The sequence below is a fragment of the Zhongshania borealis genome, from assembly GCF_039539625.1.
Classification (GTDB): Bacteria; Pseudomonadota; Gammaproteobacteria; order Pseudomonadales; family Spongiibacteraceae; genus Spongiibacter; species Spongiibacter borealis.
In genome coordinates, this window is record NZ_BAABDM010000002.1 from 365,146 (window position 1) to 389,357 (window position 24,212).

Annotated in this window: 21 protein-coding genes; 15 read left to right on the top strand and 6 right to left on the bottom strand. The window is 49.8% G+C overall.

Going from position 1 to position 24,212, the window contains the following annotated elements:
- Window positions 1-29 precede the first annotated feature (29 nt).
- The 7 genes from atpA to ABD836_RS08025 all read left to right on the top strand — a co-directional run bounded on the left by atpA (window position 30) and on the right by ABD836_RS08025 (window position 9,025).
- The gene (gene atpA, locus ABD836_RS07995; RefSeq protein WP_184462972.1) at window positions 30-1,574 is read left to right on the top strand and encodes a F0F1 ATP synthase subunit alpha; all 1,545 of its coding nucleotides are present in this window, start codon (window positions 30-32) and stop codon (window positions 1,572-1,574) included.
- 51 nt (window positions 1,575-1,625) lie between these two features.
- The gene (gene atpG, locus ABD836_RS08000; protein WP_008253079.1) at window positions 1,626-2,492 is read left to right on the top strand and encodes a F0F1 ATP synthase subunit gamma; all 867 of its coding nucleotides are present in this window, start codon (window positions 1,626-1,628) and stop codon (window positions 2,490-2,492) included.
- A gap of 57 nt (window positions 2,493-2,549) precedes the next feature.
- Window positions 2,550-3,947 carry a F0F1 ATP synthase subunit beta gene (gene atpD / locus ABD836_RS08005; protein ID WP_344934360.1) on the top strand — a complete coding sequence of 466 codons (1,398 nt, stop codon included), beginning with the start codon at window positions 2,550-2,552 and terminating at the stop codon, window positions 3,945-3,947.
- 38 nt (window positions 3,948-3,985) lie between these two features.
- Entirely contained in the window at window positions 3,986-4,411 is a 426-nt protein-coding gene (locus tag ABD836_RS08010) for a F0F1 ATP synthase subunit epsilon (RefSeq protein ID WP_344934362.1), read from the top strand.
- Between the two features lie 116 nt (window positions 4,412-4,527).
- Complete coding sequence (gene glmU, locus ABD836_RS08015; RefSeq protein ID WP_344934364.1) at window positions 4,528-5,910, top strand: bifunctional UDP-N-acetylglucosamine diphosphorylase/glucosamine-1-phosphate N-acetyltransferase GlmU; 1,383 nt, start codon at window positions 4,528-4,530, stop codon at window positions 5,908-5,910.
- A 24-nt stretch (window positions 5,911-5,934) separates the two neighbouring features.
- Window positions 5,935-7,764 carry a glutamine--fructose-6-phosphate transaminase (isomerizing) gene (gene glmS, locus ABD836_RS08020; protein WP_344934367.1) on the top strand — a complete coding sequence of 610 codons (1,830 nt, stop codon included), beginning with the start codon at window positions 5,935-5,937 and terminating at the stop codon, window positions 7,762-7,764.
- Window positions 7,765-8,152: 388 nt separating this feature from the next.
- Window positions 8,153-9,025, top strand: a complete 873-nt coding sequence (locus ABD836_RS08025) for an enoyl-CoA hydratase-related protein (protein WP_344934369.1) — start codon at window positions 8,153-8,155, stop codon at window positions 9,023-9,025.
- A 78-nt stretch (window positions 9,026-9,103) separates the two neighbouring features.
- Here ABD836_RS08025 and ABD836_RS08030 read toward each other — a convergent pair whose 3' ends face one another.
- Window positions 9,104-12,652, bottom strand: coding sequence for an amidase family protein (locus ABD836_RS08030; RefSeq protein WP_344934372.1), 3,549 nt, complete (start codon window positions 12,650-12,652; stop codon window positions 9,104-9,106).
- A gap of 433 nt (window positions 12,653-13,085) precedes the next feature.
- Between ABD836_RS08030 and ABD836_RS08035 the strand changes: the two genes are divergently transcribed.
- Complete coding sequence (locus ABD836_RS08035; RefSeq protein WP_344934374.1) at window positions 13,086-13,991, top strand: DMT family transporter; 906 nt, start codon at window positions 13,086-13,088, stop codon at window positions 13,989-13,991.
- Entirely contained in the window at window positions 13,992-14,336 is a 345-nt protein-coding gene (locus tag ABD836_RS08040; protein WP_344934376.1) for a YkgJ family cysteine cluster protein, read from the top strand. It begins immediately after the preceding gene.
- Here the strand turns inward: ABD836_RS08040 and ABD836_RS08045 are convergent.
- The 4 genes from ABD836_RS08045 to ABD836_RS08060 all read right to left on the bottom strand — a co-directional run bounded on the left by ABD836_RS08045 (window position 14,333) and on the right by ABD836_RS08060 (window position 17,282).
- Window positions 14,333-14,947, bottom strand: a complete 615-nt coding sequence (locus ABD836_RS08045) for a TPM domain-containing protein (protein ID WP_344934378.1) — start codon at window positions 14,945-14,947, stop codon at window positions 14,333-14,335. The two genes, ABD836_RS08040 and ABD836_RS08045, sit on opposite strands and share 4 nt — an antisense overlap.
- 58 nt (window positions 14,948-15,005) lie before the next feature.
- On the bottom strand, window positions 15,006-15,743 hold the full coding sequence (locus tag ABD836_RS08050; protein WP_344934380.1) for a TPM domain-containing protein: 738 nt from the start codon (window positions 15,741-15,743) through the stop codon (window positions 15,006-15,008).
- The gene (locus ABD836_RS08055; protein WP_344934383.1) at window positions 15,743-16,357 is read right to left on the bottom strand and encodes a LemA family protein; all 615 of its coding nucleotides are present in this window, start codon (window positions 16,355-16,357) and stop codon (window positions 15,743-15,745) included. Before ABD836_RS08055 ends, ABD836_RS08050 begins: the two co-directional genes overlap by 1 nt.
- A 94-nt stretch (window positions 16,358-16,451) precedes the next feature.
- A complete protein-coding gene (locus tag ABD836_RS08060) occupies window positions 16,452-17,282 on the bottom strand; it encodes an ATP-grasp domain-containing protein (RefSeq protein ID WP_344934385.1) in 831 nt (276 codons plus the stop codon).
- A gap of 398 nt (window positions 17,283-17,680) precedes the next feature.
- On the opposite strand from ABD836_RS08060, the gene ABD836_RS08065 reads away from it, so the two are divergent.
- From ABD836_RS08065 to ABD836_RS08090, 6 genes are all read left to right on the top strand, one after another.
- Window positions 17,681-18,046, top strand: a complete 366-nt coding sequence (locus ABD836_RS08065; protein WP_344934387.1) for a DUF4870 family protein — start codon at window positions 17,681-17,683, stop codon at window positions 18,044-18,046.
- A 261-nt stretch (window positions 18,047-18,307) separates the two neighbouring features.
- Entirely contained in the window at window positions 18,308-18,733 is a 426-nt protein-coding gene (locus ABD836_RS08070; RefSeq protein ID WP_344934389.1) for a hypothetical protein, read from the top strand.
- 64 nt (window positions 18,734-18,797) lie between these two features.
- Complete coding sequence (locus ABD836_RS08075; protein ID WP_344934390.1) at window positions 18,798-19,445, top strand: transglycosylase domain-containing protein; 648 nt, start codon at window positions 18,798-18,800, stop codon at window positions 19,443-19,445.
- 37 nt (window positions 19,446-19,482) lie between these two features.
- The gene (locus tag ABD836_RS08080; protein WP_344934392.1) at window positions 19,483-19,704 is read left to right on the top strand and encodes a penicillin-binding protein; all 222 of its coding nucleotides are present in this window, start codon (window positions 19,483-19,485) and stop codon (window positions 19,702-19,704) included.
- 42 nt (window positions 19,705-19,746) lie between these two features.
- Window positions 19,747-20,670: a glutathione S-transferase family protein gene (locus ABD836_RS08085; RefSeq protein WP_344934395.1), complete on the top strand. Its 924-nt coding sequence runs from the start codon at window positions 19,747-19,749 to the stop codon at window positions 20,668-20,670.
- 116 nt (window positions 20,671-20,786) lie between these two features.
- A complete protein-coding gene (locus ABD836_RS08090) occupies window positions 20,787-21,563 on the top strand; it encodes an alpha/beta fold hydrolase (RefSeq protein WP_344934398.1) in 777 nt (258 codons plus the stop codon).
- 23 nt (window positions 21,564-21,586) lie between these two features.
- Here ABD836_RS08090 and ABD836_RS08095 read toward each other — a convergent pair whose 3' ends face one another.
- Window positions 21,587-24,043 carry a TonB-dependent receptor gene (locus ABD836_RS08095; protein WP_344934401.1) on the bottom strand — a complete coding sequence of 819 codons (2,457 nt, stop codon included), beginning with the start codon at window positions 24,041-24,043 and terminating at the stop codon, window positions 21,587-21,589.
- Window positions 24,044-24,212: the final 169 nt, after the last annotated feature.

The window sequence follows — 24,212 nt, forward strand, 5'->3', positions numbered from 1 at the left end:
GTTTAAAGAATAGGATTGAGGAACAGAGCATGCAGCAACTGAATCCATCCGAGATTAGCGATATTATCAAACAGCGCATCGACAATTTAGATGTGTCTGCGCAGGCCCAGAATGAGGGCACGGTAGTATCGGTATCTGACGGTATCGTACGCATCCACGGTTTGACCGATGTGATGTACGGCGAAATGATCGAGTTTGAAGGTGGCCGTTTTGGTATGGCACTTAACCTTGAACGCGATTCGGTCGGCGCCGTAGTATTGGGCGACTACCTTGGTATCGCCGAAGGCCAGACTTGTAAATGTACTGGTCGTATTTTGGAAGTGCCGGTTGGTCCGGAATTGCTTGGTCGCGTTGTAGACGCACTGGGTAACCCGATCGACGGTAAAGGCCCCATCAACGCAAAATTAACCGATGCAATTGAAAAAGTTGCTCCAGGTGTAATTTGGCGTAAGTCGGTAGACCAGCCAGTGCAGATCGGTCTTAAAGCTGTTGATGCCATGGTGCCAATCGGTCGCGGTCAGCGCGAACTGATTATCGGTGACCGCCAGATCGGTAAAACAGCAATTGCTATCGACGCTATCATTAACCAGAAATCATCTGGTATTAAATGTGTGTACGTAGCGATTGGTCAGAAAGCCTCTTCTATTGCCGCCGTTGTGCGTAAATTAGAAGAGCACGGTGCAATGGACCACACAGTGGTTGTTGCGGCGACAGCTTCTGATCCAGCTTCTATGCAGTTCATCGCCCCCTTCACTGGCTGTACTATTGGTGAGTACTACCGTGACCGCGGCGAAGATGCATTGATCATTTATGATGATTTGACCAAGCAGGCTTGGGCCTACCGTCAAATCTCCCTGTTGTTACGTCGTCCACCGGGTCGTGAAGCTTACCCTGGCGATGTATTCTACCTCCACTCTCGTCTACTTGAGCGCGCTGCCCGTGTTTCAGAAGATTACGTAGAGAAATTCACCAACGGTGAAGTAAAAGGTAAAACAGGTTCATTAACGGCTCTGCCTGTTATCGAAACCCAAGCGGGTGACGTTTCAGCATTCGTACCGACCAACGTTATCTCCATCACCGATGGTCAGATCTTTGTTGAAACCGATATGTTCAACTCAGGTATTCGTCCTGCGATGAACGCCGGTATTTCGGTATCGCGAGTTGGTGGTGCAGCACAGACAAAGATTATTAAGAAATTGTCTGGTGGTATTCGTACTGCATTGGCTCAGTACCGTGAATTGGCAGCGTTCTCTCAGTTCGCATCTGACCTAGATGAAGCGACAAAAGCTCAGCTTTCACAAGGTGAGCGTGTTACCGAACTGATGAAGCAGAAACAGTATAGCCCCCTCAGCATTGCTGAAATGGGTCTGTCATTGTACTGCGCAAACGAAGGTCACCTGAAAAACGTTGATGTTGCTAAGATTCTCGATTTTGAATCAGCAATTTTATCTTTCGCCAACGCCGAATACGCTGCGGTAATGAAAGAAATCAACGACAGCGGTAACTGGAACGCAGAACTGGAAGGCAAGTTCAAAGAACTCGTTGAAAAGTTCAAGGCAACTCAGACTTGGTAAGACGTTAAGCTGCGCGTAAGCGCAGCTTTTCTGCTTGAGGATTGTTGAATCATGGCAGGTGCAAAAGAGATACGCACCCAGATATCCAGCATCAAGAGCACGCAAAAAATCACTAGCGCCATGGAAATGGTTGCGGCGAGTAAAATGCGTAGAGCTCAAGATCGCATGGAATTGGGTAAACCCTACGCACGGCGCATGCGCGCGGTGGTGGGTCATATCGCCAATGCTAATCCAGAGTACCGTCATCAGTATATGACTGAGCGGGAAGTTAAGCGCGTCGGTTTCGTCATTGTTTCTACAGACCGCGGCCTGTGTGGCGGCTTGAACACCAATGTGTTTAAGAAAGCGATCAAGGCAATGAAAGGCTGGTCTGACAAGAACGTAGAAATTGATTTGTGCTTAATCGGCAGCAAGGCTGGGGCATTTTTCAAGAGCTACGGTGGCAATGTTGTTGCCGCTGCAAAAGACATGGGCGAAGCGCCCAGCGTTGCTGATTTGATTGGCAGTGTAAAGGTTATGCTCGACGCTTACGGTGAAGGCAACATTGACCGCCTGTATCTGGTTGGTAATGAGTTTGTGAACACTATGACTCAGAGCCCATTTGTAAGCCAGTTGCTGCCTCTGGAAGCAGAGCAAGATGACAGTTTAAAGCATCACTGGGATTATATTTACGAGCCCAGCCCTGAAGAATTACTGGAAGGCTTATTGACTCGCTATGTTGAGTCACAGGTTTACCAAACAGTGGTTGAGAACGGTGCCTGTGAACAGGCTGCAAGAATGATCGCGATGAAGAACGCGACTGACAATGCCGGCGATATTATCGACGGTCTGCAGCTGGTTTATAACAAAGCACGTCAGGCAGCTATTACCCAGGAACTGTCAGAAATCGTGAGTGGTGCAGCGGCGGTATCGTCGTAAGTATTTTCACCACTGAAACAGAATTTGATTATTTAAGGTTTTGAAGAGGAACCGGACATGAGTAGCGGACGTATCGTACAAGTTATCGGCGCCGTTATCGACGTGGAATTTCCACGCGATGCGGTACCACAGGTCTATGATGCACTGTTGGTTACTGACAGCGGTCTAACCCTGGAAGTGCAACAGCAATTAGGAGACGGCGTAGTTCGCACCATCGCCCTCGGTTCTTCTGAAGGATTGCGTCGTGGTCTGGACGTTAGCAACACTAACGACAAGATCAGAGTACCTGTAGGTATTGAAACCCTCGGTCGGATCATGGACGTTCTTGGTAACCCCATTGACGAATGTGGCCCCATCGGTGAAAAAGAGCGTATGCCGATTCACCGTAAGGCGCCGGCCTACGAAGAATTAGCGTCATCTAACGAGTTGCTGGAAACAGGCATCAAAGTTATCGACTTGGTCTGCCCGTTCGCACGGGGTGGTAAAGTAGGTCTATTTGGTGGTGCTGGTGTTGGTAAAACCGTCAACATGATGGAATTGATCAACAACATTGCAACCGAGCACAGCGGTTTATCTGTATTTGCTGGTGTTGGTGAGCGTACTCGTGAAGGTAATGACTTCTATCACGAGATGCAGGAAGCCGGCGTTGTAAACGTTGAAGACTTCAGCAAATCTAAAGTAGCGATGGTTTATGGTCAGATGAACGAGCCACCGGGTAACCGTTTGCGCGTTGCACTGACTGGTTTGACCATGGCTGAAAAATTCCGTGACGAAGGCCGTGACGTACTGTTGTTCGTTGACAACATCTATCGTTACACCTTGGCCGGTACCGAAGTATCTGCACTGTTGGGCCGTATGCCTTCAGCGGTAGGTTACCAGCCAACACTGGCAGAAGAGATGGGTGTTCTTCAGGAACGTATCACCTCTACTAAGACGGGTTCTATCACTTCTATCCAGGCGGTATATGTACCGGCGGATGACTTGACTGACCCATCACCAGCAACCACCTTTGCTCACTTAGACTCAACTGTTGTATTGAGCCGTGACATCGCTGCTAAAGGTATTTACCCCGCGGTAGATCCACTGGACTCAACGTCACGTCAGTTGGATCCACTGGTTATCGGTACTGAGCACTATGAAGTGGCTCGCGGCGTACAGAACGTTCTGCAGCGCTACAAAGAACTGAAAGATATTATCGCCATTCTCGGTATGGACGAATTGTCAGAAGAAGACAAAACGACTGTTGAGCGTGCCCGTAAAATCGAACGTTTCTTGTCACAGCCTTTCCATGTTGCTGAAATCTTTACCGGTAGCCCAGGTAAGTACGTGTCTCTGAAAGACACCATTATTGGCTTTAGCGGTATTCTGAACGGTGACTACGATCACCTGCCAGAGCAGGCTTTCTACATGGTTGGTACTATCGACGAAGCAATCGAGAAAGCGGCTAAACTGTAAGCTCGCGCAAGCGAGCTTTACGCCTGAGAGGCTAAAATATGGCTATGACTATTCATTGTGACATCGTTAGTGCTGAAGCAGAGTTGTTCTCTGGTCGCGCTAAGCTGATCGTTGCAAACGGTACTCAGGGTGACCTGGGTGTGACTTATGGTCACGCGCCGTTGCTGACATCGCTTGAGCCCGGCCCAGTACGTATTGTGCAGGACAACGGCGAAGAGCTGATCTTTTATGTTTCTGGTGGTTTTCTTGAAGTACAGCCCAACGTGGTTAGTATTCTTGCAGACACCGCTATCCGCGCTGGCGACCTCGACGAGGCTGCAGCATTGGAAGCACAGAAACACGCTCAGCAAGCAATGCTGAATCAGAGTGGTGATATCGACTACTCTCGTGCAGCAGCGCAGTTGGCAGCAGCAACTGCTCAGCTCCGGACTTTACAGCAAATCCGGAAAACACTGAGTAAATAATACAGCTCTGCTGTATTAAGAAAAGGGCGGCTCTGGCCGCCCTTTTTCGTTTCCGTTACTATTTGCCGCTACAATAAAGTATCAACTGCATATCGCGCTGGGATAAGGGCTAAACAATGACATTAGAAGTGGTGATATTAGCGGCCGGGCAAGGTAGCCGGATGCGTTCAACACTCCCAAAAGTACTGCATCCCATAGCCGGAAAAAGCATGTTAGCCCATGTCTTAGAGCTTGCTAAGGCCGTTGTCAGTTCTCAGACCCATGTGGTTGTCGGACACGGCGCCGACCAGGTTAAAAGCTTGCTAACAAACGCCAATATCAAATGGGCACTGCAAAGTGAACAAAAAGGCACGGGTCACGCGGTAGCACAGGCATTACCGGCGATTAGCGACGACGCGCAAGTACTTATTCTCTATGGCGATGTGCCTTTAACCAGCACCGCTACAATCGAACAGCTTATTTCTCGCGATCCTTCGTCGCTAGGAACCGAGCAACTTAATCTACTTACGGTGGAATTGCCGAATCCTAGCGGATATGGGCGTATCGTTCGCGATAGCAATGGCGATGTAGTCGCTATTGTTGAACAAAAAGACGCGAGCGCAGAGCAGGTTAAAATAAAGGAAGTTAACACCGGGATTATGTGTGTCACTGCGACCGCCTTAAAGCGGTGGCTACCGAAGCTCAGCGCTGATAATGCCCAAGGCGAATACTATCTTACCGATATCATCGCGATGGCAGTGAGCGACCAAGTCGCAATCAATGTCTGCCACGCCGCGGATGCAATGGAAGTCCAAGGCGCGAATAATCGAGTCCAGCTTGAACAGCTCGAACGCTATTACCAAAGGCGCTACGCGACACAACTCATGATTCAAGGTGCTAGCTTAGCTGATGCCGGCCGTATAGACGTACGGGGCAGTGTTGAGACGGGTAACGACGTCTATATCGACATCAACTGCGTATTTGAGGGTAAGGTAGTGATTGGCGACAATGTCCGCATTGGCCCAAACTGCCTGATAAGCGACTCGACCATAGCAGCCAATGCCGAGATAAAGGCCAACTCGGTGTTGGAAGGTGCGATTGTTGGAGAGGGGTGCAGTATTGGGCCCTTTGCCCGATTGCGTCCTGGTAGCATTCTCGCCGCAGAAGTTAAAATTGGGAATTTTGTTGAAACTAAAAAAGCCAATATTGGTATTGGCAGCAAGGTTAGCCACTTGAGTTATATTGGCGACGCCGAGATTGGCCCCGACGTTAACATTGGCGCGGGCACAATCACCTGCAACTACGACGGCCTAAACAAGTTTAAAACCACGATAGCTGAGGGCGTATTTGTTGGCTCAAATACCGCGCTTGTCGCACCGGTATCGGTAGGTAAATCCGCTACAATTGGTGCCGGCTCAGTCATCACTGGCAATATTGCCGAGGGTGAATTGGCGGTAGCACGAAGCAAACAACGTAATATAAGTGGTTGGCAACGGCCTAAAAAACTCCCCCGCGATTAAATGATTAATTAAGGAAACCAGACTATGTGTGGCATTGTTGGCGCGGTCGCGCAACGTGAGGTTCCTGGAATTTTGCTCGAAGGTCTATTCCGTTTGGAGTACCGAGGTTATGATTCTGCGGGCATGGCCGTTATTACAGCCAACGGGAAAATAGACACACGTAAAGAAGTTGGCAAGGTACACAAACTCGAAGAAGAGCTTCAATCCAGCTCATTATTAGGACACGTCGGGATCGCCCATACCCGCTGGGCGACTCACGGCCAACCGTCCGAAATCAACGCACATCCCCACTTATCAGGAGATATCGCCCTAGTACACAATGGTATTATCGAAAACCACGCCGAACTGCGCCAACGTTTAGAAAAACTCGGCTATAACTTTGTCTCACAAACAGACACTGAAACCATCGTGCACTTGATGCACTATCACTATCAACAACAGGGCGATTTACTCGCCGCCTTGCAGAGTACCATCCCAGAGCTAGAAGGCGCTTACGGTTTAGCGGTTATTCATGCCAGCGAACCGCAACGCATAATCTGCGCGCGCAAGGGCAGTCCTTTGGTAATTGGTGTTGGTATTGGTGAGAATTTTATCGCCTCAGACCAACTAGCATTACGGCAAGTAACCGACCGTTTCGTGTACCTCGAAGAAGGTGATATCGCGGAAATTTACACAGACAAATACATCATTCGCGACCCAGATTTTAATTTGGTGTCGCGTGATATTACGCAAATAGATACCGCGGCGGAAACAACTGACAAGGGCAATTATCGCCATTACATGCTCAAAGAAATTTACGAGCAACCCGCAGTAATACAGCGCTCACTATTGGGTCGACTTGGTGCTAAGAAAATATTGGCTGAGGCCATGGGTGCTAGGGCTGAAGAAATTTTAAAGACCGTATCATCTATTCAGATCGTTGCCTGTGGTACCAGCTACCACGCCGGTATGGTTGCCAAATATTGGATTGAAGGCTTGGCTGGCGTACCGTGCCGAGTGGAAGTCGCCAGTGAATTTCGCTACCGGAAATTTAAAGTCCAAGATAACACCTTGTTAGTTACCATCTCCCAATCAGGCGAAACCGCAGACACCTTGGCAGCGCTTCGTCTGGCCAAAACTCTCGGCTATTCAGCAACGCTAACAGTGTGTAATGTGCGACAGAGTTCGTTAGTTAGAGAGTCAGATTTATACTTGATGACCGAAGCGGGGCCAGAGATCGGCGTAGCTTCTACCAAAGCATTTACAACACAATTAGTCGCATTGCTATTTTTAACTGTCGCCTTAGGTCGTCATCATGACATGACCGAAGCGGAAGAAAATGAAATAGTTAGGGCGCTGCATCAGTTGCCCAACTTACTCACCGAAACATTGGAGTTAAATAAAAGTATTCAGAGAATGTCGAACGCCTTCGCCGACAAACACCACGCGTTATTCTTGGGCCGTGGCGCGCAATGGCCAATAGCGATGGAAGGTGCACTTAAACTCAAAGAAATATCTTATATTCATGCAGAAAGTTACCCAGCCGGAGAATTAAAACACGGACCATTGGCCTTGGTTGATGCCGATATGCCGGTTATAGCGGTGGCGCCAAACGATGTACTTTTGGAAAAATTAAAATCAAATATAGAAGAAGTCCAAGCCCGCGGCGGCCAGCTCTTCGTGTTCTGCGATAAAGCCGCAGGATTCACCGCCGCTAAAGGAATGGATATTATCGAACTCCCTCATGTTAGCGACGCTATTGCCCCCATCATATACACCATTCCGCTGCAGTTACTTTCCTACCATGTGGCAATACTAAAAGGCACAGATGTCGACCAACCAAGGAATCTTGCAAAATCGGTTACGGTTGAATGAGTTAATAGTTAAAAAATAAATATTCAAAACTAAATGAACTGCCCATTGCTAATAAAATAATTTAAAACAACGATGGGCAGTATAAGATATTTATTTGAAAAACATTAGATAGCTATACTGAGTACGACTTTAAGTGTCTTATCTATTTTTTATAAAAATATAATCTTAGAAAATTTCTTGTTGAATGATAAAAGCCAATCCTTTGGTTGGGGTTTCAAATCCCAAGTTCTGATTTAATTAAAATATATCTTAAAAGTGCGGTCTGAATTACTTAAATGCATTCAAGCTAAAATACCAGTCTTGTTGGATTCGACGTACTCACTAAGGTATTCATCTCAATGGAATTTTCCCCAACACCGGCCGAATCACGACAATAAGAGGCAAGCCAATGACTGACCACACTACATTTTCGAGCTTTCGATATGAGGTTAAATCCTATGTCGCACATATTGTTTTGGACAGGGCTGAAAAACGAAACTGTCTGACTCGGGATTTTTGGTATGAGCTGCCACAGGCTGTAAAACGCGCTGAAAGAAATCCAGATGTTCGCTGCATATTGCTTCGCGCTGAAGGCAGTATTTTTAGTTCCGGTATCGACCTCGGGGTGCTAGACGGTTTAAAAACGATGGGTGATGGTCTGGAGTTTTCGCGAAAGGCCGATCATTTACGGCGTACGGTGTTGTCGCTTCAGGATTCTGTTTCCAGTCTTGAAAATACCCGCTTGCCGGTGATCGCTGCTATTCAGGGCCTATGCATTGGTGGTTCACTTGATCTGGTTTGTGCAGCAGATATTCGGATTGCAGAAACCGGTGCCAGTTTTACGCCCATGGAAATGGACCTAGGTTTTGTTCCAGACATGGGCACCGTGCAGCGCTTAACTGCGACGCTGCCTTACGGCGTAGTGCCAGATTGGCTGTTGGATTGCAGAACGCTTTCTGGGGAAGAGGCTAAACCCATCGGCTTTGTGTCGCGGACCTGCGCAAATGCTGCTGAACTTGAAACCATGGCAATAGACTTAGCCGAGCGAATTGGCCAGCGTTCGCCGGTAGCCACAATGGGTGCCAAAGAGATTATGAAATTTACTAGGGACCACGGTATCAGCGCTAGCTTGCGCTATAACGCTGCTTGGCAAGCTGGGGTTTTTCCTGGGGATGATATCGACAAGTGTATTGCTGCGCGACAAAACAAAGCATTGCCAACTCACGAGGGCATGGCAGATGATTTGGCCTTGTTTGGTATGGAAGATTCGGGATCACGCTAAGTAGCGCTGTGCGCTTAATAGAGCAGATAGCAAAAGGCCGGGGAGTCCCCGGCCTTTTGCTTAGTGTAAGCCTCCTATTTAAGGTTGCTGTTGCTCATCTTGTAGTGGCCCGATAATTTCTTCCAAAGCGGCTTGATAGGCCTCTGGATCTAAATCTTCGGGTGGGGAGGCCGCATAGGCGGCGATAGCGGCTTTTACGCGAGCATTGAATTCGCTAAGCGTGCTGATTTCACTGATTGGTGAAGGGCTAATGTCAGGTGGTGCACGGTGTAGCGTGGCTTGCTCGTAGTCGTAAGCAATGCCAATACCGGTACCCTCGTCGAACTGGCGAACAAATATTTCCATGCCGCGGGGAACGCCAACGGAATCATCGAAGCCGACCGGCACAACGATGGAACCCATTTGTGTGGTAGAGCCAAAGTCACAGGTTCTGCCGCCACTGGGGCCAGGTGAGAAGACCAAAGCATCCACACTCACGGTACCGCCATCATCTCCAATGACGGGATCGCCGTTAATATCTTTAACTACATCCATTTCTGCGGTGACATAGGCGCGCATATTAACGATAGCTTGTAACTGAGCTTCTGTTGCAGCTTGGTTGGGATCACCCAGAGCAGTTAAGGCGAAAAGCCCTGCCGTTCTAGGGCCAACCCGGCCTGACTCGACAATGCCTTCCAGTCCGTAGCACTGGTCGTCGCGGTCGTGGGCTGATTCCTCGCCATCAATAAGAACAGCCGTGCTGCTTACGCAGCGGCGTGCACTGGTGCCACCTTCAGATTCAAACATGGCAAAGTATTCGTTCATATCGTAATGGCTGGAGCCGGCACTTAGTGACGAATAGTTGGGAAGGTAAATTGGGTATACCTTGGCACCCAACTCTTCCATTTTTGCTACCGCTGCGGCGATCAGTTCGCCCTGCGTACCGGTTCCCGCCGCGTCAGCATTGCCACCGAGGTCGCGGACAATTCCGATATTGCGGCCAGCGAGTCCGTGTAAATCGCGATCTAAGAACTGTGCATAACTTTCTGGGCGTTGTTCAGCAGGGAAGGCCGCCGCTTTGGGGTCGCGAGAATCATACTTGCCCATAGCAGTAAGCATCAGCGCTGAATCGGTCACGGTGCGTGTCATTGGTCCACCGGTATCACGGCTGTGCGCCAGTGGGTAAATACCGTGCTGAGAAACAACACCAAGACTTGGCCGGATACCAACGAGTCCACCTACCGAAGACGGATGTCTAATCGACTGACAAGTATCAGAACCCGTGCCACCCAGCGCGAAGTTTGCCGCTAGCGAAGCACCAGTACCAGAAGAGGACCCAGCAGGGCTCTCGGAGGTATTGTAAGGATTGCTTACCTGAATGGCGCGAGCAGAGAAGCCAGTGGTGAAGTAGGCGAACTCATCTTGGTTGGCTTTACCAAGTATCAAAGCCCCTGCTTCACGCAAGCCATGAACAGAATTGGCATCAACACCTGCCTGGTGTCCTAGCATAGAGTAGGAACCTTGCGTTGATGGGTAATCAAAGGTGTCGTAGTTGTCCTTTAGCAACACCGGCATACAGTGCAGGTAGCGATCGCCAATACCACCATCGCTCGCATACAGCTCATCTAAAGCCGCTGCTTGCTCAAGGGCATTGGGCATAATCGCCAGCACGCCAAAAATGGGTAGGCCGCCATTGGGTTGTGGATTGTCGTTATAGGCAAGGATACGGTCGATGTACATCTGGGTGATATCAACACAGCTTAAAGCTTCGCCGTTTTCATTCACTTGCACGCCGGCCAAAGCCTCGTGGACATCGGCTGTGGTTGCTTCTACTAAATGAAACAAGTCATCGCGAACACCGTCGTTGTCATCGTCAATATCTTCATTATCACCAATACCATCGCCATCAGCGTCGGCAGTCTCGGTGCTGTCATTGGGGAAGGCATCGCTGTTGTCACCAACGCCGTCCCCGTCAGAGTCTTTGGTTTCTGACGCATCTTCAGGAAAAGCGTCGGCGTTGTCGCCCACACCGTCACCATCCGTATCGCTAGTCTCAGTTGAATCGGTCGGGAAAGCGTCTTGGCTATCTGATACGCCGTCGCTATCAGAGTCAGCGAGTAGAGGATCGGTGCTGAGTGCCTGTTCATCAGCGTCGCTTAGACCGTCATTGTCATCATCTTCGTCGGCGTTGTTGCCAGTACCATCGCCGTCAGTATCGACCGATTCAGAGTCGTCTTCCGGGAAAGCGTCACTGTTGTCGCCAACGCCGTCACTGTCAGTATCTTTGGTCTCAGTTGAATCATTAGGGAAAGCGTCGCTATTGTCGCCAACGCCATCGGAATCCGTGTCTACTGACTCAGAAGAATCGGTCGGGAAAGTGTCTTGGCTGTCTGAAACGCCGTCGCTATCTGTGTCGGCGATTAGCGGATCGGTGCCGAGAGTTTGCTCATCGGCGTCGCTTAGGCCATCGTTGTCGTCGTCGCTGTCAGCATTATTGCCGATGCCGTCACTGTCGGTATCGATCGTTTCGCTAGAGTCAGTCGGGAAGGCATCCTGGCTATCTGAAACACCGTCGCTATCAGAGTCAGCGCGCAGCGGGTCAGTGCCGAGAGCCTGCTCGTCAGAATCGCTTAAGCCATCGTTGTCGTCATCGTCGTCACTGTTGTTACCAATACCATCCCCATCGCTGTCTACTGATTCAGAGTCATCTAAAGGAAAGGCATCGTCACCGTCAGACACACCGTCTGAATCGCTATCAGCAAGCAGCGGATTAGAGCCGTTGTCGACTTCATCGCTATCGAGAACACCATCGTTGTCGTCGTCCAGATCACAGGCGTCACCACGGGTGTCGCTGTCGGTATCTAGCTGATTGGCATTCGCGTCGGCGGGGCAGTTATCCACGCCATTTTTAATGCCGTCGTCATCGCTATCTTGTTCAGCCTCCGCAAGCGCGCAACCCTCGGCGTCTACATCTAGTCCCGCTGGGGTATCTGGGCAAGCATCTACCGCGTCATTTATGCCGTCATTATCTGTGTCCGCGCCACCATCAAAGTCAAAGGAACCGTCGGACAAATCCTTGCGCGTTTTAGCTAAGTGCTCGTCTGCCGCGATTGCAGAGATTAAAGTGCGATCATCATTATTTGCTTCTTGTGCAAATGCACTGGCGCTGGATGAGTCAAAGTCTGCAGGGTCGACATCAAAGTCGGCAAGTGCCATGTCGAGTGAAAGAGTTTTATCAATCACCAGTGAAGATAGGCTAATACCGTTGTCTGGGTTGCTGTCTTCATCAAGGGTCAGCAGAACGCGGGCAATATTGGTTTTGGCGTTTTCTGAGCCGATGAGATCGTCTAAGGTTATAAACTCGCTGCCAAGGGCTTCACCTATTTTCAGTGATCCTAGGAAGAATGAAACCGTTTGCCCTTCCAAATAATCAAAATTACCGCCGATGTCTGTGAGGGGAAGATTTGCATCAGCGGTCGAATTTGGTGCAAGGGCATAAAAGATGCCCTTAACTGGTGAGTCAATAAGCTGGCCAGTGGTCGCCTCGCCATAATCTATGCTTCCGTCTGGGGAAGAACTTCCGCCACTACTGCCACCACAGGCGGTCAAAAAAATACTTAAGCTACTAACAACTAAGATATGGCGCATTAATCTACTCCGTTACAACAAGATACGGTGACGCAAGTCGGTGAGAACAGACATTAAAGTCTATAAGTTACATCTAAGCAGGTTTTGTGCCATAGCGCCGCTACACAGCGGTATCGCGATAATACGATTAACCTTGCCGTATATTGGCTTTGTCAGCTTTTACTGGAATATTGGCTGGTAAGGGCTTGCAGAATGCAGCGCTGAAATCACAACGCAGATACAGATACCGTTCGGTATAAAACAGACAACGCACCGGTGTTGAATTAGGCTTCCGCAGCCCACTAAGTGATTGCCTCTGGGACAGTTCAACCGCAAAGCGGCTGCAGGTTATCTACCTCTTCCAAATAGTTATTTTACGAACACTTAGGCGCAAAGCATTTCCAGTGGCGAGCTGGTAAACTGCTTCGCCAAACAACGCTTAGCTTGGCAGATCATGGCTCCCTTGTTCCGTAATCCTTTTATTCTTTTATGTATCGTCGCTTTGCTTTGGGGTGGCAATGCCGTGGCCGGTAAATTAGCGGTGGGTCATGTGTCGCCAATGCTGTTAACGTCGCTGCGTTGGCTGTTTGCCTGCTTGTTTATTGTGCCTTTTGCGTGGCGCGACGCTAAGCGCGAATGGGCTGTTATTTGCGAACACCGGCTTAAATTGTTTTTGTTGGCGGCTTTGGGTTTCACGGCCTTTAATGCGCTGTTTTATTGGGCCTTAAATTACACCAGCGCGATCAATGTGACCATTGAGCAGTCTGCGATGCCCTTGGTGGTGTTTTTGGGCAATTTTCTGTGGTTTGGTTTACGGCCGGTAAAATTGCAATTGCTTGGCTTTAGTTTGACCTTGTGTGGGGTCCTCATTACGGTTGCCCACGGCCAGTTGTCGAGTTTGCTAAGTTTAGATTTAAATCGCGGTGACGCGCTTATGTTAATGGCCACGGTGCTCTACGGTGGTTATACCGTGGCATTGCGATATCGGCCACCGCTACATTGGCGCAGCATGATAATGATGTTAGCTTTGTTTGCCTTTGTATCATCGCTACCTTTTAGCGCCTATGAGTATTGGGCAGGCCATGCGGTGTTACCCGACGCCCGAGGTTTTGGCGTGGTCTTGTATATTGCGATATTTCCCTCACTCATCGCGCAATCCCTATATATGCGCGGCGTAGATTTGATCGGCGGAAATCGTGCAAATTTATTTATTAATTTGGTGCCTGTGTTTGGCTCACTGCTTGCCGTTTTAATTCTGGCAGAGGAATTTAAGACCTACCACTTTCTTGCTTTAAGCCTCGTGGTGGGTGGTATCTTGCTGGCCGAGCAGGGCGTTAGACGATCTACAGGCCGTGCATAAATGGCCTTATTCACTTACAAAGAGACATTGGGTATTAAGAATTTAAGCACACACACTATCGCCAGTGACGCGACTTCTGACCCGACAATAAGTTGTTCTAGCTGCAAGGCATCGTGTTGTCGTTTAGAAGTGATGTTAATAACCGAGACCGGCGTGCCTGAGCAATATATTCAGCGTGACGAGTGGGGTGGTGAGGTAATGGCGCGGCTAGACGACGGCTGGTGTGCGGCCTTGGACCGACACACCATGTTGTGCTCTATCTATGAAAACAGGCCGTTCATTTGTCGAGAATTTGCCACCGGCTCCTACGAGTGTTTAAACGAGCGTGAACCGATCGACGCCTAAAGTATAACTAAGTGATTGGGCAGCTCATTCTTTTTGCTCGTCGCGGGAATCTGGCGCTGTAGTTCTACACCGCAGGCCTCTATGCATTCCACAAATCCCTTGGCAACATCGCCACGGCGAACCTGTTCGGTAAACTGCTTAACAATACTTTCCCAATAGCTGTCGGGTATCCGCGATGAGATACCGCGATCGACCAATATTTCGACATAACGCTCGGCTTCGGACACAAAAATTAATATCCCGGTTTCGCCGTTGGTGTGGTGTAGATTTTGTTCCAAAAATTGCCGGCGCGCCAAATTACTTGCCCGCCAGTAGCGAACCTGCCGGGGAATAAGCCGGTACTGTAGCGCCGGTATTTGAAACAGCAGCGCAAGGCCAATAAACAAAACCCACTGACTCAGAATAAGTTGATGTGGGCTCAGCCACTCTGGGTAGTAGTTGATTGCGCCGGGCACTAACAGACCAATAAGGCTGGCCCACAGCAGTGGAATATAACGGTAATCGTCGGCCTGCCGGGCCAGCACGGTGACCAGCTCGGCATCGGTATTGTTCTCGACACGCTGGATCGCATCGGTGAGTAACTGCTGTTCTTGGGTATTAATTAGCGACATAGTGAATTCCGTATTAGCTCTCGAGTTTCAGTATCTTGGCCTGGGATCGATTAGGGCTTTACCAGCCACCCGATGCACCGCCGCCGCCAAAGCCGCCGCCACCGCCGCCGAAGCCGCCACCTCCAAAACCACCGCCGCCAAAGCCGCCACCGCGACCACCTAATGCTGCGCCGAGTAAGGCGCCACCCAGAAAACCACGACTACCGCGGCCGCCGCTCATCATCATAAAGAGAATAACCAGCAACAGCAGGCCACCCAGTTTTGGCGGCGATTTTTTCCCGCTTTGCTGGGCTTTCGGAATTGCCGGGGTTTTGCCGTCAATAATAAGCACCATGGCCTCAACCGCGGCCTTTACGCCGCCGTCAAAGTCGCCGCTTTTAAATGCCGGGGTTAAAATTTGCTGAATAATTTGCGCGCTGCGCGCATCGGTCAACAAGCCCTCTAAGCCGTAACCAACTTCAATGCGCATCTTGCGTTCTTTCATCGCAATAATCAGCAGGGCGCCATTATTGGTATCTTTTTGACCAATGCCCCAGTGGCGGCCCAATTGAAAGCCGTAGTCGCTAATTTCATAACCCTGTAAGTCGGGCAGGGTAACAACCACAATCTGATTGCCAGTGCGTTGCTCCTGCGCGGCCAGCTGTTGATTCAGGTTTTGCTCGGTGGCGGCAGACAGCAGCTTGGCATTGTCGACCACACGGCCACTAAGCTTGGGAAATTCCGGCTCGGCGGCGAGGGCAGACAGGCTGAACAGCAGGCTGCATACGAGTATTAAAGGCGTTAGAAATAAGCGCATTAAAAGTTAACCTGGGGCGCTTCTTCCGCCTTCGGTGCGGTGGCTTTAAAGGTTTCACGCTCTTTTAGCTCGCTGTACATCATGCTGTGCCAGATTTTGCCGGGAAAAGTGCGAATCTCGGTGTTGTAACGGCCTACCGCCAGAATAAAGTCGCGGCGGGCAACGCTAATGCGATTCTCGGTGCCTTCCAGCTGCGACTGCAGCGCCAAGAAGTTCTGGTTGGATTTTAAATCGGGGTAGCGTTCCTGAACCATCATCAAGCGGCTTAGCGCGCCGCTGAGTTTGGCCTGGGCCGCCTCAAACTGCTGCAGTTTCTCTGGGTTATCTAAAATGCTGGCATCAACCTGCATGGAGGTTGCCTTGGATCGAGCCTCAATCACGGCAGTGAGGGTTTCCTGCTCCTGTGCGGCAAAGCCTTTCACGGTAGAGACTAAATTGGGGATAAGATCGGCACGGCGTTGATACTGATTTTCAACCTGCGCCCAAGCGGCTTTGGCCTCTTCGTCTAAGCGGGGAATATTGTTAATACCACAGCCGCTGAGTAGTAGGCTGGCAAAGAGCAATATAAGCAGTGCGTGACTGCGGCGGGCAAAGGACGATGTAGCTGCTTGCATGATTCAGGCCTCAAGGAACGAACAAGCCCTCATGGTAACACTGTCGACGCACACCTGCAGAGAGCGGCATTTGCCCAACGCTGCAGGGAGTGTATTACGCCACGCGGCGCAGACGCTTTCTGCCAGTGGCGGGCGCTTTGGGGAAGTTCGGCGCCGTTGGCTCCTGCTTGCGCAGTAAATAATCGATGATCGCTTCGCGAATCTTTTGCTCGCCGCCCTCTATGCCCTGATTGCCAAACAGGCGATTAAACTCAAACACATAGGGGTGGTCGCCAACCATGGCAATATCAAAACCGGCGTGGTCAATGTCCAGCGTTTGCGCTAAGTGCAGGGCCAGATTCACCGCTTGCGCGGGCACCGCGCTTTGCTCAATCACACCGCCTTTGGCGACATTATTATAAAATCCTTGGTCCGATTGCAGTCGCCAGTAAGCGCTCACTACCGTGTCGCCGATAATAACAACGCGAATGTCACGGTTTATGGGCAAGTATTCCTGCACATACAAAACATCGGTCTTTTCCAAATACGCGCGCCACTCGGCGCGGTTTTTTATCAACCAAACACCGCTGCCCTGAGACGCCTTGGGAAGCTTAGCAACGAAGGGCAGAAGCATAAGCTCCCACAACGCCTCCGCGTTACTGGGCGTATTGGCCCGAATCTCGGTATGGGGCGTATTCGCTGGCGCGACCATCTCAAAGGCGCGAGTCATCTCAATTTTATTGTGGCCAAGCAGGTAACTGGCTTGGCTGGGGAATACCCGCGCTTTAAGGCCGTAAATCAAGGCGTTGAGCTGCCAGTACTCGGGGTATAAAACCCAATCGGCGGCACTAATCTCGTCGCGATGCTTAAAAATCTGCTCGGGTTTTAACTGCTTAGTGTCGTTAAAGCCAAGGGTGCGAAAAATATCGAATGAAATCCATGCCATGATTGACTACAGAAAATTGAGGAGCGCCTTTATACGGTCTAAATGCATATTCGACAATATGCCCAAATTGGCATTTATTGGCTTTGCCGCAGGGGGTGACCAAAAACTCGCTGTGCGAGTCACCATAGCGATGGCCAGACACCTAAGTCTCGTCATTGTAAGTGTCACGTATCGTCTTCTGAACTCCCGTACCGTCATTCTGAACTTGATTCAGAATCCGCATACCACCGACGTAATTCATACCCCCATATTAGATCTTAGATCAAGCTTGTTATCTCAAAGAATATCGATCAATAAATGGTGAAAATACTGGCTTTCCATTAACAAGCTGGCCATTATTTATAGGGGACGTAAACCCCCTAAAGCCCACCCCATCACTGACCCTAAAAGGAGTATTTATGTCAGAGGATTCCGTACCAACCGTTTCAGTCGAGCTATCAGACTACGATAAAGCCGCTAAACAAAATGCTATTATTGCCTACGCCTTAATGTTGTCTGGATTCTTTTTTGGTCTTACATGGCTCATTGGCGGTATTTGGGCAATGATCAAAAAGGCAGATGCGCAAGGCACAATATTTGAAGACCATTATTCAAATGCCATCAAAACCTTTTGGATCGGGCTCTGCCTCACCATTCTAGGTGGCATTTTAGTCATGGTGGGCGTAGGTGTGATCATTTTAATAGCCACAGCAATCTGGACGCTCTACAAATTAATTAAAGGCTTGGCTCGGATTACATCAAATAAATCTTACGCCAATACCTAGCCTGTCTACGCATAGGGGCGCTCCGCCCCTTTTCCTCAGAAATTTCTAAAAAAGGAAATATGATCAGGAGAAACGAATGTTTAGCAGAGATATAGGGAAGTCGTCTTCATTTGTCCGGCACTCGCGAATAGCGAAGCAGTCATCTTATTGAATCCCCTAAAATTTTTTAATCAACGTTAGAGCCCGCACATTGATAGGGGGCAAAGTGATATATGCCCTGAGTCGTAATAAATAGCCGCTCACCAGGATGAAGGAGCATGAATGAATTTTGATAGCTTTTGGGCTGACATAGCTGCCACATTGCTTGGTGGTGTTGGTTTAACTTTTCTGTTTTTTGTTGCTAGAGAAAAGTTATTTTCTGTGCCGGAGATTACTGGTCGGTGGTATATGGAGATGGTTAAAGTTAACACTGCATACAACCCATATAAAGACATGACTCTAAGGTACGTAATAATGATCTGGCGAGAAGGAAATACTCTAAAGGGCACCGCAGAAAAAATATACGAAAATTCTTCTACAGGCGAGAGAGAGTTTGTCGGAAAGAATAGGACTAGAGCAATTATAGAAGGGTATATAGAAAAAACTACCTTGGCAAGGATAGGGTATATCTTCACTCTGTCGAGAATGGACATGGTCGTGAATCCACGAATTTCTATGATCTATTGGTTAAATCTGAGTCAGAAATGATCGGGGCTTATAATTCAATGGTTGCTAATCAAGACGGTACGGCAAGGTGTCAAAGGGAACCATTTTGAAATTAGTTTATTTTCTTATAACCATCCCTATTGAGTTTATAGGCCGGATCTTGTTGGTATTAAATTTTTTTCAGTTAAAAAATAAATTAGAGAAATATGCTGAAGTAGTAGACCAAAAAAGTATTGAAATTCCTGAATTCTATACCGAATATCTGGTTGTGGCAGAGGATCACCGGTCAAGGTTCCATTGTGGGATTGATCAAGTTGGTATACTTAGAGCCATTTATAAGAGATTGTTTACCGTCGAAATACAGGGTGCTAGTACTATTGAACAGCAGTTTGTTCGTGTCGTAACAGGCGACTACTCTCACTCTCTCCAAAGAAAATTTAGAGAGCAACTATTGGCAGTATTTCTTGCGAAGAAGAAAACTAAAATTGATATAGCAAAAGTATATTTGGCTATCGCTTATTATGGCTATAATTGCGAAGGCACTACTGGAATTGCTAAGCTGGTCGGAAGTGATCTTCGACTTGCTTCTGAGGATCAGGTCATTTCAATAATGGCTAGGTTAAAGTATCCAAAACCATCAGCTAATACAGCAGTATGGCAAGAGAAGATTACACAGCGAGTATCCTACATTAAAAAAAGGCACCAGCTAGCAGCTAGCAAGTCAAGGCAGCGGACGCTGCACGCCGCTGCTTGAGGTGTTGAGTGAAAACAATTAAATACTGAGAATTATAATGACTGAAAAACTAAGCCCCTCTGCTTTAAACGCATTAAAAATCGCGTTTACCTATATGCCAAAATCGATTGAAGTCACTAAATATGAGTATGGTGATGGCTACCAGAAAGTATTAGATCACATTGAAACAGTGAGAGAAATTTTGCTGATTAACGACGTTGACCCTGACGAGGTTTATGGCGAAATAAACCCAGAGAATACGCCTAACTCTACTTACTAGTTGGCGAGTAGCCGTTTATTCATTAAGCCATCGAGCGAAAATATGACGGATACGATCATTCTGCATCACTATGAGAACTCGCCTTACGCGGAAAAAATTCGGCTGATGTTCGGTTTTACTAATACCCGCTGGCATTCACTACAGTCACCTGTTTATCCGCCCCGGCCGAATGTCGATCCTTTAACGGGTGGTTACCGCCGAATTCCGGTAGCGCAGATTGGTGCCGACATTTTTTGTGATACCGCACTGATTGCTCAGGAAGTGGCGGCTTTAACGGGTTGCTCACCCCTCGATCCCGCATCAGCCGAAGGCGATGCTTTGGCCTTGATGAAACAGGCGGAAGAGGAGGCATTTTTTGCGGCGGTCGGAGCGGTGCCGCCGCTGCGCCTGCTGGGCACCATGCTCAGAAGCTTCGGCCCCATCGGCACTTACCGATTTGCCAAGGACAGGTCTAGCTTATTACGCGGCGGTACACGTCGGCCACCAGCGGCGGCCAAGGCGGCGGGTATTCTGCAGTCTTTGCTCGATGCCCTAGAGGCGAGGTTAGCGGAATATCCCTGGGTCGGGGGCGATGCGCCAACGGTCGCGGATTTCGCGTGCTACCACCCGCTGTGGCTTCATGTGAGTTGCAACCGAAAGCCCTTGGCGGCCGGTGCAAACGTTCAGCGCTGGTACAAAGCAGTCGAAGAGTTGGGGCACGGCCAACGTAAGGAAATAACACAGGCGGAGGCGTTTGACGTGGCCAGATCAGCGGAGCCTCGGGCACTGCCCAGCAGTACGGAGCATGGTCTGCTGCAAATTGGCCAAGTGGTGCAGATTGCGCCAATGGACTACGGCGTGGTGCCAGTCACCGGATCGCTAGCGGCGGTAACTGAGACTCGAATTATTGTCGCTCGCCAGAGTAGCGAGTTTGGAACACTGCATGTTCACTTTCCGCGCGCGGGTTATTCCCTCGCGGCGGAATAAGCCACTGTGTTCCGTAACAAATCCCTCAAAACAGATGCCAGCGTTACTGGCGCCGTGTAGCGCGAGTATTCGGCTTCACAAAACATCCGGCCTGCCACATCGCCAAGGAGTTCGTTGTGCCCACAGTAGATAACCGCGGTATTCAAATTCACTATGAAGTTCACGGCAGCGGACACCCTGTTGTGCTTATCCACGGCGCCACCGTAAGTTTTAAGCATAACTATGCTGATTTCGGCTGGATCGAATCGCTGACCGGTGCTGGACTGCAAGTGATTGGCCTTGATCTTCGCGGGCATGGTCAGAGTGGCAAACCGCATGATTTTGAGTCCTACGGCACGGCGAATCTTGCCAGCGATGTTATCGCCGTTCTTGACCAACTTTCATTGCCGCGTGCGTCTCTTGTTGGCTACTCAATCGGCACGGCGGTTGCCCTGCACTTGCTGCAATCCGCGCCTGATCGATTCGATAGCGCCGCGCTCATCGCGACAGGAGATGGACTGATTGGGCATCTTCCCTACACCTTCGCCAATATTCTTCCTGCCTTGCAGGAGGTACTTATTCGAACCGAATTCCCCAAGGACCTGCCCAAGCACTTGGCAATGTACTGGAACTTTGTTGCTGGAACGGCTGGCGATTGGCAAGCATTACGGGCACTAGCACAGTCTAACTATCCGCCTTTATCGAAGGAAGATGCCTCGGCGATACGGGTCCCGACGTTGGTTATTAGTGGTCAAGACGATTTGGTCCTTGGCCGAGGCCCCGCGTTGGCGCAGGCCCTTGGCAAAGGGCAATACCTTGAGGTGCCAGGCGCCGACCACTTCTCACTCTCCGTAGATCCCGGCGTGAAAGCGGCCGTTGCCCAGTTCTTGCTGCCCGGCGTCGCCGAGCAGTGAGGCCTAGCGCGTGGTGGACAGGCTCAGAATTTAACTTGCACTTCTAGGCCATAAGTCCGCGGCTGTCCGGCAAGGTATTGGTCAAATCCAAAGCCCGCTTGCAGGTTAATCGCGTAGCTGTCGTACTCTTCCTCCAGTAGGTTTTTACCCCACACGGACACGCTATAGCTGCCATCGTTGGCGTACCAGCTCAGGCGGCCGTTATACAGCCAATAGGCGTCTTGACGAATATTGTCGTAGCCGTACTGATCGTTATAGGCGCTATACCACTGATCGTCTTGGAAGTTGGCATTGCCATTCACGCTTAAATAGCCGTACTCAGTAATCAGTAGGTCGTAGTCGGCCGAGATACTGAAATTGAGTTTTGGCGCCGAAATTAATTCATTGCCAGAAAGGTCCACGCGGTCTTCTTGGTCGGCAATGGTTTCGGTATTGGCGAGGGTAAGCTCGGTGTATTCGGTGTCGAGCAAGCCAATGGCCGATTGTACGGTTAGGCGCTCAGTGAGGCGTGCCCAGAACTCCGCTTCCATGCCCATTATTTGCGAGCCACCGGCGTTCTCTAAAAAGTTGGAAATGCCCACTACGTTTATAAATTGTTGATTGGTGTAGTCGTATAAAAACGCGGCGGCATTTAAGCGCATGCTACCGTCGTTCAGGTCGGCCTTAAAACCCACTTCATAGGCGTCAATATATTCGGGTGAGGCGTAGGCGGTTTCCAGTGGGCGTGGTTGGTAATACACACCGCCGTTATAACTGCCGGCGCGGTAGCCGCGGCTGGCGCTACCGTACACCATAAAGTCGTCGTTAAAGCGGTAATCCAGACCTATTTTGCCGGTCACTTCTTTTTCTGGGGCGTTTAATTCCGGTGCCGAATCTAGCGTATACGCGCCGTGGGTGTAACCCGCACTCAGGTAGGTGGCTAAATCACCGGGGTTAGACAGCAGGTTTTGAATATCAAACACCGTAATGGGTAGGGTGATCCAAGCGTTGTCGACGCCAGTGGTATTGCCTGGCACATAGCTGCCTCTGGGGGTGCCGTCGTTGGCGAGCCGGGAGATATTTAAATAGCTTAATTTACTTTCGTCGCGGGTGTAGCGCAGGCCAATGTCCATGCCAAAGTCGGCGCTAAAATCAAAGCGCATTTGGGTATAGGCGGCGGCGCTGGTTTTCTCAGTTTCAAGACGCTGATCAATCATGCCAAAGTCAATCAAGTAGGGAAAAATGGGGATGGTGTCGGGCTTGGCTAAACCGACACGGGCATCGGGTATTTGGTTAAAAATATCGTAGATATTTTGCATGTATAAATCTTCGCTGCCGTAATAAACGCCGGCGATAATATTAAACATACCGTCAAAATTAGAGGTAAAACGCAAATCTTGGCTAAAGCTTAAGGAGTCTGACGACCACTTGATTTCGAGCAGGCCGTTGGGGCTGCCGTCGGTGTCTGCCATTTGGTAATAGTCGGCGTCGAGATAGGAGCTCACCGAGGTAAGTGTGTAGCTGTCGCTGTTGTAATTCACGGTTAATACTGCGAGATCGCTATTGGTAATTAGCGCGCCCACGGCATTCGATTCAGTCTCGTGAAAGTCGAGGTTGCGGCTGCCGCGAGAATAGCCGGTGTAGTCGATAAAGCCGTTAGAATCACCCTCTAGGCCGGTGCCTCGTAAATCGGTGCGGGCTTCATTGCGCGGCGGGGTGCTCAGGGCGTCGTTTTGCGATCGGGTAATTTTCAAGATCGCATCGATCTTGTCATTCACAATCCAATTTAAACTTAAGCGCAGGCCTTTAAAGTCAGTTTGAGCGGCGTTGGTATCTTGGCCAACCACGTTCACATAGCCGTCGTCGCGCTTCATGCTGCCGGCTATGCGCGCTGCTAATACATTGTCGATTAACACGCCTTCGGTACCCGCCTCTAGCGAGGTGGCGCCGTAGCTGCCTAGCCCGCCTTTTACAAAGCTTGCGGGGGCGTCGTCAAAGCCTGGGGTGCGGGTAATAATATTAATCGCGCCGCCAGTGGTGTTTTTACCGTAGAGTGTACCCTGTGGGCCGCGCAGTACTTCGAGGCGTTCAATATCAAAAAAGCTGGCACCGTGGCTGTATACCGGCGCTAAGTAGGCTTCGTCTACATAGACCCCAATCGGGCTGGCTTGGTTAGAACTGTAGTCCGACATGCTAACGCCGCGAATAGAAAAAATCGGCTGCACATCACCGTAGGGACCACTAACCTGCATATTTGGCACTTGCGCAGACACGTCATTGGCGTTTTCAAAGCCGAGCTTATCGAGCATGTCGGCAGTAACGCCGGTTACCGCAATGGGGATGTCTTGGGCGCTCTCACTGCGCTTTTGCGCGGTGACCAGCACTTCTTCTAGTGCTGGCGCTGCAGCGGCTTGGCCAGCGGCGAGCATCGCGATGGCGCTAACGCTACTATTGATTAAAAGACGGGTATAAAAAGGACGAGCGTGATTGTAACGAGCCACAGATTTCTCCTCGGAATAGCATTGGAATAGTGCGCGAGTGCAAAAACGACCTAGTCGCCACGCGCGATACTGCCAGTTCTGCCTATTTATTATTTATCATCATTTAGCTGCAAGCCTCGGGGCTGGCGACATTAGTGTAGGCGAAGCACAGTGTAATTGATAAGCTATG

Excerpts from the sequence above, each read along its gene's own strand:
- ABD836_RS08070 (WP_344934389.1), top strand. The coding sequence starts at position 18,308 with ATGAATTTTGATAGCTTTTGGGCTGACATAGCTGCCACATTGCTTGGT.
- ABD836_RS08045 (WP_344934378.1), bottom strand. The coding sequence starts at position 14,947 with ATGTCGCTAATTAATACCCAAGAACAGCAGTTACTCACCGATGCGATC.
- ABD836_RS08080 (WP_344934392.1), top strand. The coding sequence starts at position 19,483 with ATGACTGAAAAACTAAGCCCCTCTGCTTTAAACGCATTAAAAATCGCG.
- ABD836_RS08050 (WP_344934380.1), bottom strand. The coding sequence starts at position 15,743 with ATGCGCTTATTTCTAACGCCTTTAATACTCGTATGCAGCCTGCTGTTC.
- ABD836_RS08035 (WP_344934374.1), top strand. The coding sequence starts at position 13,086 with ATGGCTCCCTTGTTCCGTAATCCTTTTATTCTTTTATGTATCGTCGCT.
- ABD836_RS08040 (WP_344934376.1), top strand. The coding sequence starts at position 13,992 with ATGGCCTTATTCACTTACAAAGAGACATTGGGTATTAAGAATTTAAGC.
- atpD (WP_344934360.1), top strand. The coding sequence starts at position 2,550 with ATGAGTAGCGGACGTATCGTACAAGTTATCGGCGCCGTTATCGACGTG.
- atpG (WP_008253079.1), top strand. The coding sequence starts at position 1,626 with ATGGCAGGTGCAAAAGAGATACGCACCCAGATATCCAGCATCAAGAGC.
- ABD836_RS08025 (WP_344934369.1), top strand. The coding sequence starts at position 8,153 with ATGACTGACCACACTACATTTTCGAGCTTTCGATATGAGGTTAAATCC.
- ABD836_RS08030 (WP_344934372.1), bottom strand. The coding sequence starts at position 12,652 with ATGCGCCATATCTTAGTTGTTAGTAGCTTAAGTATTTTTTTGACCGCC.
- atpA (WP_184462972.1), top strand. The coding sequence starts at position 30 with ATGCAGCAACTGAATCCATCCGAGATTAGCGATATTATCAAACAGCGC.
- glmU (WP_344934364.1), top strand. The coding sequence starts at position 4,528 with ATGACATTAGAAGTGGTGATATTAGCGGCCGGGCAAGGTAGCCGGATG.
- ABD836_RS08055 (WP_344934383.1), bottom strand. The coding sequence starts at position 16,357 with ATGCAAGCAGCTACATCGTCCTTTGCCCGCCGCAGTCACGCACTGCTT.
- ABD836_RS08010 (WP_344934362.1), top strand. The coding sequence starts at position 3,986 with ATGGCTATGACTATTCATTGTGACATCGTTAGTGCTGAAGCAGAGTTG.
- glmS (WP_344934367.1), top strand. The coding sequence starts at position 5,935 with ATGTGTGGCATTGTTGGCGCGGTCGCGCAACGTGAGGTTCCTGGAATT.
- ABD836_RS08060 (WP_344934385.1), bottom strand. The coding sequence starts at position 17,282 with ATGGCATGGATTTCATTCGATATTTTTCGCACCCTTGGCTTTAACGAC.
- ABD836_RS08085 (WP_344934395.1), top strand. The coding sequence starts at position 19,747 with ATGACGGATACGATCATTCTGCATCACTATGAGAACTCGCCTTACGCG.
- ABD836_RS08065 (WP_344934387.1), top strand. The coding sequence starts at position 17,681 with ATGTCAGAGGATTCCGTACCAACCGTTTCAGTCGAGCTATCAGACTAC.